Origin of the sequence: Streptomyces cinereoruber, assembly GCF_009299385.1 — a bacterium.
Lineage (GTDB): Bacteria > Actinomycetota > Actinomycetes > Streptomycetales > Streptomycetaceae > Streptomyces > Streptomyces bikiniensis.
The window spans coordinates 1,199,677-1,215,585 of the sequence record NZ_CP023693.1 but is presented as its reverse complement, the minus strand read 5'-3'; the positions used below and the strand labels follow the sequence as shown (position 1 = coordinate 1,215,585).

General features: G+C 76.3%; 12 protein-coding genes and 1 pseudogene. 2 read left to right on the top strand and 11 right to left on the bottom strand.

The window, feature by feature from the left end; translation table 11 throughout:
- Positions 1 to 4 precede the first annotated feature (4 nt).
- Positions 5 to 1,171, top strand: a pseudogene (locus CP977_RS05330) (GTP-binding protein).
- Between the two features lie 155 nt (positions 1,172 to 1,326).
- On the opposite strand, the gene CP977_RS05325 reads toward CP977_RS05330, so the two are convergent.
- The 11 genes from CP977_RS05325 to CP977_RS05280 form a co-directional block, all read right to left on the bottom strand.
- The gene (locus tag CP977_RS05325) at positions 1,327 to 3,150 is read right to left on the bottom strand and encodes an ABC transporter ATP-binding protein (RefSeq protein WP_152369706.1); all 1,824 of its coding nucleotides are present in this window, start codon (positions 3,148 to 3,150) and stop codon (positions 1,327 to 1,329) included.
- Positions 3,147 to 4,886 carry an ABC transporter ATP-binding protein/permease gene (locus tag CP977_RS05320; RefSeq protein ID WP_062758067.1) on the bottom strand — a complete coding sequence of 580 codons (1,740 nt, stop codon included), beginning with the start codon at positions 4,884 to 4,886 and terminating at the stop codon, positions 3,147 to 3,149. The genes CP977_RS05325 and CP977_RS05320 overlap by 4 nt, the downstream gene beginning before the upstream one ends.
- Positions 4,883 to 5,764, bottom strand: a complete 882-nt coding sequence (locus CP977_RS05315) for a nitroreductase family protein (RefSeq protein WP_229991531.1) — start codon at positions 5,762 to 5,764, stop codon at positions 4,883 to 4,885. The genes CP977_RS05320 and CP977_RS05315 overlap by 4 nt, the downstream gene beginning before the upstream one ends.
- A gap of 656 nt (positions 5,765 to 6,420) precedes the next feature.
- Positions 6,421 to 7,800: a YcaO-like family protein gene (locus CP977_RS05310; RefSeq protein WP_152369705.1), complete on the bottom strand. Its 1,380-nt coding sequence runs from the start codon at positions 7,798 to 7,800 to the stop codon at positions 6,421 to 6,423.
- Positions 7,797 to 9,278 carry a CocE/NonD family hydrolase gene (locus tag CP977_RS05305; RefSeq protein WP_152369704.1) on the bottom strand — a complete coding sequence of 494 codons (1,482 nt, stop codon included), beginning with the start codon at positions 9,276 to 9,278 and terminating at the stop codon, positions 7,797 to 7,799. The genes CP977_RS05310 and CP977_RS05305 overlap by 4 nt, the downstream gene beginning before the upstream one ends.
- Positions 9,275 to 10,240: a hypothetical protein gene (locus CP977_RS05300; RefSeq protein WP_229991532.1), complete on the bottom strand. Its 966-nt coding sequence runs from the start codon at positions 10,238 to 10,240 to the stop codon at positions 9,275 to 9,277. Before CP977_RS05300 ends, CP977_RS05305 begins: the two co-directional genes overlap by 4 nt.
- A 91-nt stretch (positions 10,241 to 10,331) precedes the next feature.
- Complete coding sequence (gene amiA, locus CP977_RS34740; RefSeq protein WP_243900507.1) at positions 10,332 to 10,445, bottom strand: streptamidine family RiPP; 114 nt, start codon at positions 10,443 to 10,445, stop codon at positions 10,332 to 10,334.
- A gap of 56 nt (positions 10,446 to 10,501) precedes the next feature.
- Positions 10,502 to 11,329, bottom strand: a complete 828-nt coding sequence (locus CP977_RS05295; protein ID WP_229991533.1) for an ABC transporter ATP-binding protein — start codon at positions 11,327 to 11,329, stop codon at positions 10,502 to 10,504.
- Between the two features lie 20 nt (positions 11,330 to 11,349).
- On the bottom strand, positions 11,350 to 12,357 hold the full coding sequence (locus CP977_RS05290; protein ID WP_062758060.1) for a FecCD family ABC transporter permease: 1,008 nt from the start codon (positions 12,355 to 12,357) through the stop codon (positions 11,350 to 11,352).
- The gene (locus CP977_RS05285; RefSeq protein ID WP_236072056.1) at positions 12,354 to 13,481 is read right to left on the bottom strand and encodes a FecCD family ABC transporter permease; all 1,128 of its coding nucleotides are present in this window, start codon (positions 13,479 to 13,481) and stop codon (positions 12,354 to 12,356) included. The genes CP977_RS05290 and CP977_RS05285 overlap by 4 nt, the downstream gene beginning before the upstream one ends.
- Before the next feature lie 152 nt (positions 13,482 to 13,633).
- Complete coding sequence (locus tag CP977_RS05280) at positions 13,634 to 14,617, bottom strand: ABC transporter substrate-binding protein (RefSeq protein ID WP_183953354.1); 984 nt, start codon at positions 14,615 to 14,617, stop codon at positions 13,634 to 13,636.
- A gap of 87 nt (positions 14,618 to 14,704) precedes the next feature.
- Between CP977_RS05280 and CP977_RS05275 the strand changes: the two genes are divergently transcribed.
- On the top strand, positions 14,705 to 15,898 hold the full coding sequence (locus CP977_RS05275) for a YncE family protein (RefSeq protein WP_152369703.1): 1,194 nt from the start codon (positions 14,705 to 14,707) through the stop codon (positions 15,896 to 15,898).
- Positions 15,899 to 15,909 lie beyond the last annotated feature (11 nt).

The following is a 15,909-nucleotide window of genomic DNA, read 5'->3' as shown; positions in this document are numbered from 1 at the left end:
CGCGATGCGAACCGCCGACCCCCGGCTGCCGGTGACCGTGCTCTCGGGCTTCCTCGGCGCCGGCAAGACCACGCTCCTCAACCACGTCCTGACCAACCGCGACGGTCTGCGGGTCGCCGTGATCGTCAACGACATGAGCGAGATCAACATCGACGCGGCGCTGGTGCGCGGCGGCGAGGCCGCCCTGTCGCGGACCGAGGAGCGGCTGGTCGAGATGACCAACGGGTGCATCTGCTGCACCCTGCGCGACGACCTCCTGGAGGAGGCCGACCGGTTGGCGCGCGAGGGGCGTTTCGACTACCTGCTCATCGAGTCCAGCGGCATCTCGGAGCCCATGCCGGTCGCGGCGACCTTCGCCTTCCCCCGCGACGACGGTGCGACCCTCGGTGATCCGGCCCGGCTGGACACCATGGTCACCGTGGTGGACGCGGCGAACTTCCTGCCCGAACTCGCCGGCGGCGACGGCCTGGTGGAACGGGGCCTCGACCAGTACGAGGAGGACGAGCGGACCGTCAGCGACCTGCTGATGGACCAGATCGAGTTCGCCGACGTCATCGTGCTCAACAAGCTCGACCTCGTCGAACCGGCCGACGCCCTCCGGCTGCGCGCCGCACTGACCCGGCTCAACCCGGCCGCCCGGGTGGTGACCGCCATCCGCGGACGGGTACCCCTCGAACGCGTCCTGGGGACCGGCCTGTTCGACCTGGAGCGCGCCCAGGAAGCGCCGGGCTGGGTCATGGAGCTCAACGGCGACCACGTGCCGGAGACCGAGGAGTACGGCATCTCCAGCCTCGTCTTCCGTTCCGGCGTCCCCTTCCACCCCGGCCGGCTGTTCACGTTCGTGACCAAGGGACTCGACAGCGGAACGTTCGGGAACGTCCTGCGCTCCAAGGGCTTCTTCCGGCTCGCCAGTCGGCCCCGGACCGTCGGTCTGTAGTCGCAGGCGGGCTCCGCGGCCCGCTTCGAGCCCTCCGGCACCTGCGACGACGCCCAGGGCCAGGAACTGGTGTTCATCGGGACCGGCCTGCGGGCGGAATCCCTCAGGGCGGCACTGGAGAGCTGCCTGATGGCCGAAGGCGAGGCCCTTCCCCCGGCCGACCCGTTCCCCGCCTGGGACGCGTACGGGCTCGAAGACGCCTGCGAGCGCGAACGGTCCGCGCAGTTCGTGTAGTTCACACAGTCTGCGTAGTCCGTGCAGTCCATACAGTCTGTGCTCGTGCGATCGGAGCGACAAGCTCGCCCCGGGCCGTGCGCGCCGCAGTCGTCCATGAGACGGACCACCTCCTGCTCGTCCGGTACGAGCAGGAGGTGGTCCGCGTTTCCGCCTCAGGGACGCAGCTGGGCGAGGCTGCGGTTGAGGGCGCTGTCGGGGCGGGCGGTGAGTTCCTCCCAGGTGCCCTCCTCGGCGATGCGTCCGGCCTCCAGGACGGCGACGCGGTCGGCGCGGCGGATGGTGGCGCGGCGATGGGCGATGACGATCGTGGTGCGCCCCTCCTCCCGGATCGCGGCGGCGAGTCGGGCGTCGCTCGCGTTGTCCAGGTGGGCCGTGGACTCGTCCAGGACCAGGACGCGCGGCCGGACCAGGAGGGCCCGGGCGAGGGCGACGCGGGCCCGCTGGCCGCCGGAGAGGGTGGCGCCGCGCTCGCCGACCGGGGTGTCCAGCGGCGCGATCCGGTCGACGCCGCACAGGCGGGCCGTCTCGGCGAGGAGGTCGTCGTCGGCCTCGGGGGCGGCGAGCCGCAGGTTTTCGGCGAGGGTGCCGTGGAAGAGGGGCGCCTCCTGCCCGACCAGCGCGACGGCGCGCCGGAGGTCGGCGTCGGCCAGCTCGCGCACGTCGACGGCGTCCCCGTCGGCCGGTATCAGCTGCACCTCTCCTTCGGACGGGTCCCAGAAGCGGGCCAGGAGATGGGCGCAGGTCGACTTTCCGGTGCCCGAGGCGCCGACCAGGGCGAGCGTCTGCCCCGCGCGGACGGTCAGTTCGACGCCGTCGAGGACGGGGCCGCCGCCGTAGTCGAACCCCACTCCGCGCAGCCGGACGCCCAGCGGCCCCGGGGGAAGCGTACGGGGCGCGGCGGGCGGCGGGGCGAGTGCGGGGGCGTCGACGGCCGCGCCGACGCGGGAGGCGGCGGCGCGCAGGGACACGGCCCGGCTCAGCGACCGGGCCGCTTCCGCGACGGGGCCGAGGACGGCCAGGGAGAGCGCCATCGCCGCCGGGGCCCACGCCCCGTGCAGCCGCCCCGAGGTCACGGACTGCGCCGCCGCGACCACCACGCCGAGGACCGCCGCCACGACGAGGAGGTCGCGGACCGCGGCGGCACCGGCCTCCCACGCGGCCTCGGCGCGCTGGGCGTCGCCCACCCGCCGCCCGCCCTCCGCCAGCCGGCGGCGGCGCCCGGGGAGCGCGCCGAAGGTGAGCAGTTCGCGCAGCCCGTCCACGGTCTCCACCGTGTCGGCCGACAGCTCGGCGACGGCCGCCCGGGTGCGGGCGCCGCGCGCCGCGCTCCCGCGGGCCTCGGCGAAGGGGGCCGCGGCGAGCAGGGCCGCGACCGGCAGCACCGCGACGAGGAGCCACGGCTCCACCACGGCGAGGGCCGCCGTACCGCCGGTGAAGACCGTCGCCGCCGCCAGGAGCTGGGCGGTGGTGTGGGCGTAGAAGAACTCCAGCGCCTCCACGTCGGCCATGGCGGTGGCCGCGAGGTCCCCGCTGCGGCGGCCCGCGACGCGGGCGGGCGCGCTGCGGGCGAGCCCGTCGAAGACGCGTACGCGCAGGGCGGCGAGGACCCGGTAGGCCAGGTCGTGCGAGAGGTCCATCTCGCGCCAGGTCGCCAGGGCCCGTACGAGGACCAGGGCGACGAGCGCGGCGACGGTGCCGGACGACGGGGCCTCCGCCTCGATGACGGCCGTTCCCACGGTGTGCGCCGCGAGCGTCACCAGGGCGACGAGGGAGCCCTGTTCGAGCAGCGCGGCGGCGCAGGTGCGGGCCGTCATGGCGCGGTGCCCGGCGAGGGCGGGGAGGAGGGCGCGGAGGGCGCCGGGGCCGGGCGCGTCCGCCTTGGCGGTGACGGCTCCGACGGCTCCGACGGCGGTTTCGGCGGTGGGGGCTCCGGCTGTGGGTGTTCCCGGGGCGGTGGTTTCGGTGGCGCTGCTCATGCGGCGAGTTCTCCTCGGTGGGTGCGGCCGGCTTCGACCAGGCGCGTGTAGACGCCGCCGGCCTCGACCAGACCGGTGTGGACGCCGACGGCGTCCACCCGTCCCGCGTCGAGGACGACGATGCGGTCGGCGTGGCGGACGGCGGCGAGCCGGTGGGCGACGACCAGGACGGTGCGGTCCCCGGCGGCGTCGAGGAGTTCGCGGACGATGCCCGCCTCCCGGCGTTCGTCGACCGAGCTGGTCGCCTCGTCGAGGACGAGGACCGGGGCGTCCGCGAGCAGGGCCCGGGCGAGCGCGAGCCGTTGCCGCTGTCCGCCGGAGAGGGTGGCGCCGCGTTCCCCGAGGACGGTGGCGTAACCGTCGGGGAGGGCGGCGATCTCGTCGTGGACGCCCGCGGTGCGCGCCGCCGCCGCCAGGTCGTCGTCCGTGGCACCGGGGCGGGCCATGCGCAGGTTGTCGGCGATGGTGGCGTGGAAGAGGTACGTCTCCTGCGACACCACGGCGACGCCCCGCCGGAGCGCGTCGAGGGAGTACTCGGCGGCGGGGCGCCCGCCGAGGAGGACGCGGCCCCCGTCCGGGTCGTGGTGGCGCAGGAGCAGCGCGAGGAGGGTGGACTTGCCCGCGCCGGACGGGCCGACGATCGCGGTGGTGCGTCCCGCCGGCGCGGTGAAGGAGACGCCGTCGAGGGCGGGCGCCGTCGCGCCGCCGTAGGTGAACCGGACGTCCTCGAAGCGCAGCTCCGGGGGCGCCGTCCAGTCCGCGGGGGCCGTCCCGGTGTCGCGGACGCCCGGTGCGGCGGTGCGCAGGGCCGCGATCCCGTCCGCCGCCGACACGCCGAGGTAGCCGGCGTGCCACTCGCGGGCCAGGTCGCGGACCGGCCGGAAGCACTCGGAGGCGAGCAGCAGCACCAGATAGGTGCCGGTCGCCGTGGAGGACCCGCCGAGGACCGCGTGGCAGGCGAGGAGCGCCGCTGCGGCGGTGCCGCCCTGGATCGCGAGGTCCGTGATGCCCGTGTCGGCCAGGGAGACGCGGAGCTTGGCGACGGTCGCCCGGTGCAGGGCCGCCGAGCGTTCCTCCAGGCGGGTACGGGTGCGGCCGACCGCGCCGGCGGCGCGCAGGGCCGGCATGCCCTGGAGGGCTTCCAGGTAGTCGGCGCCCAGCCCCTCGTACGTGTCCCAGTGCTCCTTGCCCCGGGCGGCCAGGAGCCGGTCCCAGGCGCGCGGGCCGCACAGGGCGAGCAGCAGGGCGGGGACCAGGCCGAGCAGCGCCACCGGTTCCACCACGGCCAGGACGGCGAGGACCAGGGGCGGCACGGTCAGGGTGACCAGGAGCTGGGGCAGGTAGCGCGAGACGTAGGCGTCGACGCCCTCCACCCCGTCGACGAGGGTCGTACGGACGGCTCCGGCGCGCGCGGTGGTCAGGTGGGCGGGCCCCAGAACCCCCAGTCGGGCGAGGAGTTCGTCCCGCAGCGCCACCCTGACCCGGGCTCCGGCGCGGGTGGCGGTACGCCGCTGCCACGTGCCGAGTCCGGCGCGGGCGGCGACGGCGGCGAGCACCGCGGCGAGCAGCCAGGGGAGCCGTTCCGTACGGCCGCGTGCCAGGTCGGCGAGGGCGAGGGCGAGCAGGGCCGCCTGGGCGAGGTGGGTGAGGGCGACGGCGCCCTGCAGGAGGGTGGCGGCGAGCAGGGGGCGGCGGGCGCGGCGGGCGGCGCGGCGCAGTTCGGGGTGGACGATCACGGGGTGTTCTCCTCGTCGGCGTGGCGGGTCCCGAGGGCCAGGGCGTGGACGATCCAGTCCCGGCCGGGGGCGGCGCCGAGCGCGGCGCCGAGGTCCGCCCGCTGCCAGGAACCCACGGGCCGGGCGGCCAGGCCGTGTCGGCGGGCGGTGAGGTGGGCGAGGTGGACGGCGAACCCGGCCCGCAGGTGGGCGCGGCGGATGTGCTGTGCGTCGGCGTCCTCGGGGCAGCCGCGGGCGAGCAGGACGGCGCCCGCGTCCGCGATCCACGCCTGCCCGGCCGCCCAGGCCGCGAGCGTCGGGCGGGCCTCGCCAGCGGCGCACCGGCGCAGCGTCGTGCCGTCGGGGGCCAGTTCCACGAGCCCGGGGCCCGGCGGGCCCACGGCGGCGCACCACCGCAGGCCGTCGCCGCCCGCGGCGGCCGCGGTGGCGAGGACCGCCCGCAGCGCGTCCGGGGGAGGGGCCCCCGTCAGCGGCGGCGGGGCGCTGCGGCGGGCCAGCAGCTCCTCGGGTAGGGGCCCGCGCGCCGGCGGCCGGGAAGGCGAGGCGCGGCCCGGGCGGGGCGGGGCGACGCGTACGAGCGCCAGGGGGTGCTCGGTGGCCCCGTCCAGTACGGGCTCGGGCTCTCCCGCGCCCGACGCGCGGGCCGCCAGGAACAGCGCGGCGGCGGCGTGCCCGGTGTCGAGGAGCAGCAGCGGCCGGGCACGGTGCCCGTAGTGGGAGGCGGTGCGCCGCGCGGTGACGGAGAGTTCGACGCTCACGCCCGGCGGCGTGCCGTCGGGCTGCCGGCCGAGGCGGTGGACGCGGTGGCGCAGCGGGTCGTAGCCGTAGCGGCCGGGCGGCAGGGAGCAGCCGGCGCCCACGACGAGCTCGGTGTCCACCGGGTGCAGCGCACCGGCGGAGGGGGCCGGGCGCAGCCGCCCCGAGGCGTCCGAGGCCGCCAGGGAGAGGCGCAGCAGGGTCCCCAGGTCGAGCTCCGCCGGCCCGGGGTCCGGAAAAGGGCGTGCCGACCCCGGCCAGGCCGGAACGGGCGTCCCCGCGGACGTGTCGGGCCCGGGGGCCCGGGAGGACCGGGCGAGCGCGATCTCGCCGCCGAGGCCGAGGCCCGCGGGGCCATTTCCGCCGGGGCCTTCTCCATCAGGGCCCTCTCCACCGGGGAGCCGGTCACCCCGTGGGCGATCGGGGCAGAGGCGCCCCTCATCCGCCGCGCGGTCCGCGGCGAGGGGCCCACTGTCTGCCGGGTGTCCGGTGCCGAGGGGTTCTCCGTCTGCCGGGCGTCCGATGCCGAGGGGTTCTCCGTCTACCGGCCGGTCCGTGCTGAGGCGGCCACTGTCTGCCGGGCGTCCGGTGCCGAGGGGTTCTCCGTCCGCCGGGCGGTCCGTGCAGAGGTGTTCCCCGTCCGCCGGGCGGCCCGTGCCGACGTGCCCACCGCCCTCCGGGCGTCCGGCGCAAAGGCGTTCACCGTCCCCCAAGCCCCCGGCGCCGAGGTGTCGTTCGTCCTCCGGTCGGTCGGAGCAGAGATGCGTCACGGGGGTCCTCACATGTGCGGCGGAGGCGCGAGGGTGAAGTCCTCGGGCGCCTCCGGCGCGGTCGTGCGCCAGCCGCGTCGGACGGCCGCTTCGGAGAGCCGCGGGCAGCCGAAGTAGCCGAAGGCGGCGGGCGCGTTGGGGAGGAGGCCGGAGACGAGGACCCGGGCCACCCGCAGGGACGTCTCGACCACGTCCTCCGTGGTCAGGTCGAACGTCATGACGCGGTGGCCGCCCGCGCGCAGCGCGCCCTCCAGCCGTGCGCGGTCGCCGGACTCGACGGCGTCGATCGCGACGGTCCCGAGGGCGGGCTCGGTGAACCGCCGCGCCTCGCCCGCCATCCGCTCGTCCAGCCACACCTGTACGTGCGCGCCCAGGTCCCGCACGTGCTCGAACCGCTCGCCGCACGCGTCCAGGTACCGGCCGTCGGCGCGGTGCTCCAGGTAGAGCCCGCGGGCGAGCAGCCCGGCCTCGACGGCCTGGAAGACCCAGCCGTCGGGGTCGGTCAGGCCCTGGGTGAAGACCCAGGTGTGGACGGCTTCGAGGACCGCCTTGCGGGCGGCCTCGGCCGGGTCGTACTTGCAGGCGAACCCGGCCGCGTACAGGCCCAGGCGCGGGTCGTGGACGAGCGCCGCCACGCACGGGGCGAACTCCGAGGGCATCTCCACGAGGTGCACGTCGAGCGCGGAGCCGGCCAGGTCGTCCAGGAGGCCGGGCACACTGGCCGGGTCGATGCCGCGGGCCGGTCCGTCGAGGTGCCACCACAGTTCCAGGGCGTCGCGCTCGACGGTTTCGAGGAGACCGCGTTCGACGGCGTCGTCGAAGCCCTGCCCGGTGGCGATGCCCGCGTAGTTGAGGTGGTGGGTGCGGGGCAGTTCGCGCAGGTCGCCCTGGCGCCAGTTGAGGTGGGTGAGGGCGACGGGCGCCCAGACCTCCGCCGTCCGCCCGTCGGGCAGCGCCTCGGTGCCGCGCGTCCACAGGGACGGGGTGCCGGCGGTGAGGGGGCGGTACGGGAACCTCTCCCGGGCGTACTGCCACGGCGCGTACGCGGGCAGGTCGCCGGGGCCGTAGAACCGCAGGCCCTTCTCGGCCAGTTCGGCGGCGGTGGCGCGCAGGGGCGCGTCGGGGTGGCCGGGCGGGGGCACGCGGTTGCCGCAGTACCGCTCCACGCCCTCGGCTATCGCCGCGATCCGGGCCTGTCCGGGGTCGCCGAAGGTGGTGCCGAGGGAGACCCGGTCGGCCGGCCACAGGCCGAGTCTGCGGGCGTCGGACACCTCGGCGGTGAGCGCGGTGTAGCGGGGCGGGGTGCCCGCGGGGTGTTCGACGGGCTTGACCTTGCGGACGATGCCGCAGAAGGGGTCGACGAGTGTTTCCAGCGGCAGCGCCGTCATCGCGGGATCTCCTTGGCGGGATCGGTGGAGGTGGGACGGGAGGCGAGGACGTGCAGGGTCAGCGTCACGCTCTCGGGGGCGACCTCGCGTCCGGAGGGCAGCAGGCGGTCGGCCGTGACCGGGTCGTCGCCGGTGTGGGGGTTGCGGGCGTGTGCGGGGAAGTGGTGTCCGGCGATTTCGAGGCGCAGCCGCACGCCGGCGCGCAGCCGGTGGGCGACCCGACCGAGGCCGATGCTGAACTCGCTCGCCTCGCCCGGTGGTTTCTCGCGCCGCAGGGTGCCGACGGCGAGCCGTTCGGCGGCCCCCTCGGGGGTGACGGCGACGAGCCGGGCGATCCAGTCGGCGGACGGGGTGTCGGCGGTGGCCCGCAGCCGTATCCGCACGGGCCCGACGGCGTCGAGCGGGCGCGGCAGCGGCGGGGTGGCGAGGAGACAGCGGTCGGGAAGTCCGCGGGTGGGCACCGTGAGGTCGTCGGAGCGGACCGGGCGGCCGGGGTCGGCGGTGAAGGCGGAGCCGCGCAGCGGGCGCAACCCGAACGTGCGCGGCTCGCCGTCCGTGCCCGCGGGCAGCCACAGGTCGCCACCGCTCAGCGCCAGCGCGCCGTGGCGGCCGGGGGCGAGGGCGCCGGTCAGGGCGCGCCGGGCCCAGCGTGCGTACAGCTCACCGAGGTTCACCCGGTGGGCGGGACCGGCACCGGGTCCGGGCGCGGCGGTCAGGCCGTGGCCCCAGGGGCCGAGGAGCAGCCGGGCGGAGGGCCCGCCCCAGGCGCGCCACAGGGCGACGGTGTCCTCGGCGAAGGGGTCGTGGTGCCCGCCGACCGCGAGCAGCGGTACGCCGGCGTTCCCGGCCCGCGCCGTGAGGCGGCCGCGCTCGCGGTGCCGCCACAGCCCCGCCCAGGAGGGCAGGCGCCGGCCCAGCCGGGAGGGGAGGCCGGTGAGCGGCAGGTGGGCGAGCAGTTCGGGGTCGGCCGCCAGGGCCTCGTCCAGCGCGCCCTCGTCGGAGTCGCGCCGGTCGCCGTGGGCGGCCCACCAGCCGGCGCGGGACAGCAGCCTTTCCGCCCCGGAGGGTTCGCGCGCCGTCTCGGCGGCGCCGAGCGCGGGCACGGCGGCGACGACGGCGTCCGGCCGTGCCCCCCGGTCCGCTTCGAGGGCGAGGACGAGGGCGCAGTGGGCGCCGTAGGAGCCACCGGCGGCGACGTACCGCCCGTCGCTCCACGGCTGTCGCCGGATCCACCGCGCCGTCACCGCCCCGTCGGCGGCCTCGTTCTCGTACGGGCGCCATTCCCCGGCCGAGGCGAACCGGCCCCGTACGTCCTGGACGACGGCGGCGAAGCCCCGGCGGGCCCAGCCGTGCGCCTCGGCCCGGTGCCGGCTGCGGTCGTAGGGGGTGCGGACGAGGACGGCGGGGAAGGGGCCGGGGCCGTCGGGGAGCCGCACGTCCGTGGCGAGCCCGCCGACCGACGCGTGGAGGGACGTCATCCGTCCTTCCCCGGCGTCGATATGGCAGCGGGAGTCGGTACGGCAGTGGGAGTCGGTGCGGCAGTCGGTGTCGGCACGGCAGCGGAAGCCGGTGCGACAGTCGGTGCCGGTACGGCGGCCGGCATCGATACGGCAGTCGGCATCGGCGCGACGGCGGGCACCGGCAGGACGGCGTGCTCGGTGACGGTCAGCGTGCGCAGGTCCACGCGCCGGAGGCGGCGCCGCGCCGGGAGGCCCGTCGTGTCCGGGGCCCCGGTGGCCCATCGGGCGAGGTCGTCGGCGAGCAGGGCCGCGAGCAGCGCGGCGGCGGGGACGGTGAGCCGCACCGGCTCGCCGGACGTGCGGGGGCCGTTCCAGTAGGCGGCCAGCTCGCGGTGGGCGGGGGTGGCGGCGAGGCGGCGGGCCCGGACGTGGGCCGAGGTGACGTCCCCGGGGGCGGCGGCGAGGGGTTCGACGTACGCCTGCCGGCCCTCGCGGTGGCAGCGGAGCCAGGCGACCCCGTGCTCGGGCAGCCGGTCGGCGGCGTCCCACAGTCCGTCGGGCACGGGGCCGTCGAGGCACCACACGACGGCGGCGGGGTCCCCCTCGAGCAGGTCCTCCGTCGTCGTCGGCGACGCGGCGGGGGTCGTACGGGGTTCGGCGCCCAGGGCGGTCAGGTGGGCGGCCAGCGGTCCGGTCAGCGCCGGATCGCCGAGGAGCCGGACGTCACGGCGGGCGGCGGGCCAGCGCGGGGCCGGTACCGCGTCCGTCAGGTAGCCGGCCTCCTCGAAGCCCCGGAGCACACGGCGCAGTTCTCCGTCGACGGGGACCGCGTGGTCGCCCGAGAGCAGCGAGAGCAGGGCGTTCTCGTCCGCGTGTCGCGTCCTGACGCTGAGGAACTCCCCCTCGGCGGTGCGGACGGCGAGACCCCGTCCGGGCACGGCGACGACTTCTACACCGGGTACGAGCCGGTTGCGGGACACGGCGTTCTCCTCACTGCGGGGCTTGTCATGGGCGTGGGCCCGCCCGAACGGCAACGGGCGGGCCCACGGTCGAGGGCGGTGAGGCCCTCGCTTACTCCTCGGTGTCCTCGAAGGGGTTCTCGACGAGCGCGTTGGAGTGGGAAGCCGAGTCGTGGGCCAGCTGACCCGGGTCGGCGATCGGGGCGAAGATCTGCTCGTTGTCCATGAACTCTCCTTGTTCGTAAGGGAGATGAGGCGCCCGGTCGAGCGCCCTCACCGACTCTAATAGAAATGATTTTCATTCTCCATAGCGGGCAGGGGGTGATCTGGGTAACACACCGGCCAGCCCCCCTCGGGATCCCGGCCGACGCGGCCGGCCACCTTCAGGACGTCCGCGAGCAGCCCCGGCGTGACGACCTCCTCCGGCGGCCCGTCGGCCACGACGACCCCCTCGCGCAGGGCGACGACGCGCTCGGCGAACCGGGCGGCGTGGGCCAGGTCGTGCAGCACCATCACCACGGTGAGCCCGCGCTCCTCGCGCAGCCGGACGACCGTCCGGAGCACGTCGAGCTGGTGGTGCAGGTCCAGATAGGTGGTGGGCTCGTCGAGCAGCAGGACGCGGGTGTCCTGGGCGAGCGCCATCGCGAGCCGCACCCGCTGCCGCTCGCCCCCGGACAGCGCGTCCACGTCGCGGTCGGCCCACCCCTCCACGCCGACGTCCCGCAGCGCCCGCCGCACGACGGGGTCGTCCCCCTCCCGCAGCATGCCCAGCGGGCCCCGCGCCGCGTACCGGCCCTGGCGCACCAGCTGCCGCACCGTCATCCCCGGTACGGCGGGCGCGGACTGGTGCAGCAGCGCCACCCTCGTCGCCGTGGCGCGCCGCGAGAGCCCGGCCAGGTCCTCCCCGCCGAGCAGCACGCGCCCCCGGTCCGGCCGCAGCAGCCCCGCGGCCAGCCGCAACAGGGTCGACTTCCCACAGCCGTTGAGCCCGATGAGAGCGGTCAGCTCGCCCGGCCGTACGGTCATGTCGACGCCCCGCAGCACGGGTCGCGCGGGGTAGCCGAAGTGGACCCCCTCGACGTGTATGCCCATGGACTGGGTCAGGGTCATGCTCTGTCCTCCGTCGGCTTTCAGAACGTACGGCCCGGCGCGCGGCGCACGACGACCAGCAGCAGGCCGGCGCCGAGGCAGGCGGTGAGCGCGCCGACCGGCAGCGTGAGCCGGTCGGCGTCGAGCGTCAGGGCGAGCAGCCGCGAGGAGAGCTGCGCGACGGCGTCCGCCCCGCACACCACGACCGCGCCCGTCAGGGCGGCACCGGGGAGGCTCCTGCGCAGGTCGGCGCCGAAGACGGCCACGGCCAGGTGCGGTACGAGCAGTCCCACGAAGCCCAGGGCTCCGACGGCGGCCACCGCGCCGGCCGTCAGGGCCACCGCGCACCCCAGGGCGAGGGTGCGGGCCCGGTGGGCGGAGAGGCCGGCGGCCAGGGCGATGTCGTCGCCGCAGCGCAGCAGGGTCAGGGGCCCGGCGAGCAGCCAGGCCGCGACCCCCCAGGCCAGTGCCCAGGGCCACAGCAGGTGCCAGTGCTCCCACACCCGGCCCTCCGTGGTGCCCACCAGCCACTGCACGACGCTGCCGAGTTCCCCCGGCTCCACGAGCAGCACCATGGCGGTGAGCCCGCCGAGCACCGCCGAGACCAGCACCCCGTGCACGGCGGTCCGGGCCGGGTCGCCGCCGCCGCGGCCGGCGAGCAGCCAGAGCAGCAGTGCTCCCGCGCACCCGCCCGCACAGGCCGCGAGCACCACGGCCAGGGGCGAGTCCCATCCGGCGAGTCCCAGGGCCGTCGCGGTGACGGCCCCGAGGACCGCCCCCGGGGTCACACCGGTCACCTCGGGACCGGCGAGGGGATTGCGCAGCGCGGACTGCAGGACGAGACCGGCCACGGCGAGGCACGCGCCCGCGCCGAGGGCCACCAGCGCCCGGGGGAGCCGCAGTTGGAGGAGGATGTGGCGTTCCGTCGCGTCACCGCCGCCGCCCAGTACGTCCCAGACCGCGCCCGGGGACATGCCGCGTCCGGCCACCAGCTCCACTCCCGCGCACACGAGGGCCAGCGCGGCGAGCACCGCGAAACGCCGGGTCACCGCGCGTCCTCCGTTCCGGTCGTCCCGGCGGGGCGGCCCCCGCCACCGCCGGCGTCCCGGGCCCCGGGCCCGTCGGGACGGGCGAGCGGCCCCGTCCCGCCGGCCGTGGCGGGGGCCGCCACCAGGGGTTCGCGCGGCCGTACGAGTACGGCGGCCGGGTCCGTCCACCGGCGTCCGGCCCTCCGGGTGCGGCGGCCCGACCGCATGAGGGCGACACCGGCCGGTACTCCGAGGAGCGCCGTCCAGGCACCGGCCGGCGTCTCCACGGGCGCGAGCGCCAGCCGGGCGGGGACGTCGGCGACCGCCACCACGACGGCACCCCACGCGCCGGACCAGGGCAGCCAGCGCACCGCACCCGAACCGGGGTCGAACCAGCGGGCCAGGTGCGGGGCGAGGAAACCGACCCACGCGACGGGCCCGCACACGGCCGTGACCGGCGCGATCAGGACGACGGCGATGGCCAGGGCGGCCAGCCGGGCCCGCCGGGCCCGCACGCCCAGCGCCTCCGCGTCCTCGTCGCCCAGCCGCATCACCGAGAGCACCGGCGCGCACAGGACGAGGGCGGGCACCGCGACGAGCAGCCACGGCCACAGGCCCGCGACGTCGTCCCAGGTCCGGGCCGAGAGGGAGCCCAGCAGATAGCGGTAGATGAGCTGGAGGTCGAGCTGGTCGGCCATGACCATCAGGACCAGCAGCGCGGCCTGCAGGGCCGCCGCGACCGCGGCACCGGTCAGCAGCACCGCGGACGGACTGCGTCCGAGGCCGGCGGCGAGCAGGGTCAGGCCGCCGCCGAGCGCGGCCCCGCCGAGGGCGAGCAGGGGCTGGAGCGCGGCGGGCAGGGAGAGGGCGAGCACCAGCGGGGCGGCCACCCCCAGGGCGGCTCCGGACGAGACGCCCAGCATCTCGGGCACCGCCAGGGGGTTGCGGAGGGCCTCCTGGAGCACGAGGCCCGCCGCGCCCAGGCAGGCCCCGGCGATCAGCGCCAGCAGCAGTCGCGGGACGCGGAGTTCGGTGACCACGATCCCGGCGAGCGTGGCGTCCCCGTCCAGCAGCGCGCCGGGGAGCCGGTGCGGCGGGACGAGGGGGGTGCCGAGGCAGAGGGCGCAGAGCGACGCTCCGACCAGCGCCGCGATCACGAGGAGGGGCTGCCACACGCGTACTCGCGGCGAGGGGCGTCGTACGCCGTCCGTCGTTCCGTCCGCCGTGAGGTCTGTTGCGAGGCCCGGCGCGCGGTCCGTCCTACGGCCCGTCGCGGCGGGCTCCGAGAAGGGCTTCCTCACCGCAGCGCGGCCGTGGCCTCGTCGAGGACGATGCCCAGCGAGCGGGTGCCGCGTCCCTTGGCCCACACCTCCGGGTCCACCTCGTGGACGTCACCGTTCCGGACCGCCGGGATCTTGCTCCAGAGGGGGTTCTTCGCCAGCTTCTCCGACAGCTTGCCGTCCGCGTCGCCGAAGCTCATCGTCTCGACGAACAGCACGTCGACGTCCTGGACGAGGATCTCCTCCAGACTGTAACTTCCCTCCACGCCACGGGACTTCCACGGGTAGTCGGCGATCCCGGGGAACAGGCTGGCGGCCACGTCGCCCTCGGGCGTCGCGACGCCGAAGTTCTCGTCGCTTCCGTAGACGACGAGGGCGGTCTTGTCGCTGGGGGTCCTCCGGGCCTCGGCGAGCTTGGTCCGGAAGGCCTTCTCGGCCTTCTCCCCCTCGGCGGTGCGGCCGGTGAGGGCGGCGGTGTCGCGCAGGTAGCCGACGCTGTCCTCCCACGTCTCGGGCTGCATGGGCCAGAACGCGGTGACGCCCTTGAGCGCGGGGGCCAGCTTGCCGTGGGTGTCGCCCAGGCCGATCACGAGGTCCGGCTTGTGGGAGAGGATCGCCTCCACCTCGGGAGCGATGAAGCCGCCCGGAACGACGGCGACCTTTCCGGCCTTCTCCTTGCCCAGGAAGCCGGGGTGGGCGAGCAGTCCGCTGTTGGTGGCCGTCGGCACGATGCCGAGTTCGGTCAGGATGTCGTCGCAGAGCGCGAACAGGCAGACGATCCGCTCCGGTCGCTTCTTCAGGGCGATCTCGAATCCGTTCACGTCGGTCAACTCGGTTGCCGCCCGGATGGGTTCGACGGTGACGGGGCCCTCGGTCCTCGGTGCGGACCCGGCCTTGTCGCCCGCGGGTTCGCCGGACGGTGAACCGCAACCGACCAGGACGGAACCGACCACCGTTGCGGTGAGCCAACTACGGACGAATCTCGACGGTGCGCGCAGCATCGACGCCCTCGCTTCTCGCTCGGAAACCTGGAACGCAGCGAACATACATGATAATCGTTTTCAAAAGACAGGTCAGGGGAGGACCGCATGCCCGCATCCGTACTTCTCGTCTCCGACCACGTGGACGGAGCCGTGTACGTGCTGACCGTGCCGGACGGCACGGTCACGAAACGCCTGACGGGACGTCACCTCTCTGAGCACGCGGGCTTCTTGGCGCTGCCGGGAGGCCGGGTGGCCTGCGTCGACGATCGCCGGGGAGAGCTCCTGGTCCTCGACCCCTTCGGCGACGAACTCGTGGAGCTCGCGGTTCCGGTCGCCGTCCCGGCCGAGCACCTCGCCTGCGACCCGACCGGCCGCCGGCTGGCCGTGACCACCGGCCTGGGCAAGAACGGCGAACCGTGGTCGGACCTGCTGACGGTCGTCGACCTGACCGCCGGGGAGGCCGCCCGGGTGCGCACGCGCGTCGGCGAACCGGGCGTGACGGTACTGGGCGGCGGCGACCCGCTCGTGGTGCTGCGGCACCGGGAACCCGGCGCACTGGCCGTCCACCGGTTCGCGGACCTCCTCGCGGCGCGCCCCGGCTGCCCGGTGGCCGTGCCGCACGCGCTGCTGCCCCTGCCGGACGACGGGCACGGCGACGCCCAGGACCCCGGCCCGGGACGGGTGTTCGCGGCGACGGGTACGGGAGTGCACACGGCGCGGAGGAAGGGCGACGGACTCGTGGCCGAGGAGGTGATCCCGTGGGAGTCGCAGGCCCGGGGCTGGTACCTCCGCCTCGACACGCGCCGGCGGGCCCTCTGGAGCACCTTGCGCGGCGGCGACCCGGACCCGCTGCGCTGGTCGGACTGGACCAACCAGGCCTGGTGCCACGACCTGGAGACCGGCCGTACGCTCCTCACCGACCTCGGCCCCGGCCTGGTGTTCCGGCTCGCCTTCGCCCGCGACCACACCGCCTTCACCCGCATCCATCCCGACGGTGACGAGCTGGTGCTCCTGGGCTCCGACGGCACCCTTCGCCGCGTGCCCCTCCCGGCCATGGCCGGCGCGCCGAAGCGCGGCGGCACCCCCTGGGAGGGGGTCCAGCGCCGCGCGGTGGCCGCCTCACCGGGCGACCACTGGCTGGCCGTCACGCGCGGCGGCCACGGCGAAGTGCACCTCGTCGACGCGCGGACGGGCCACGAGACGGCCCGCGTACGGCTGGACACGCCGCTGCACCACGGCGGCCACGCGACGCTGCTCGGCCGGAACGACGGCGCCGGCGGCGACCCCCTGGGCCGCTGACGCCTCCGGCG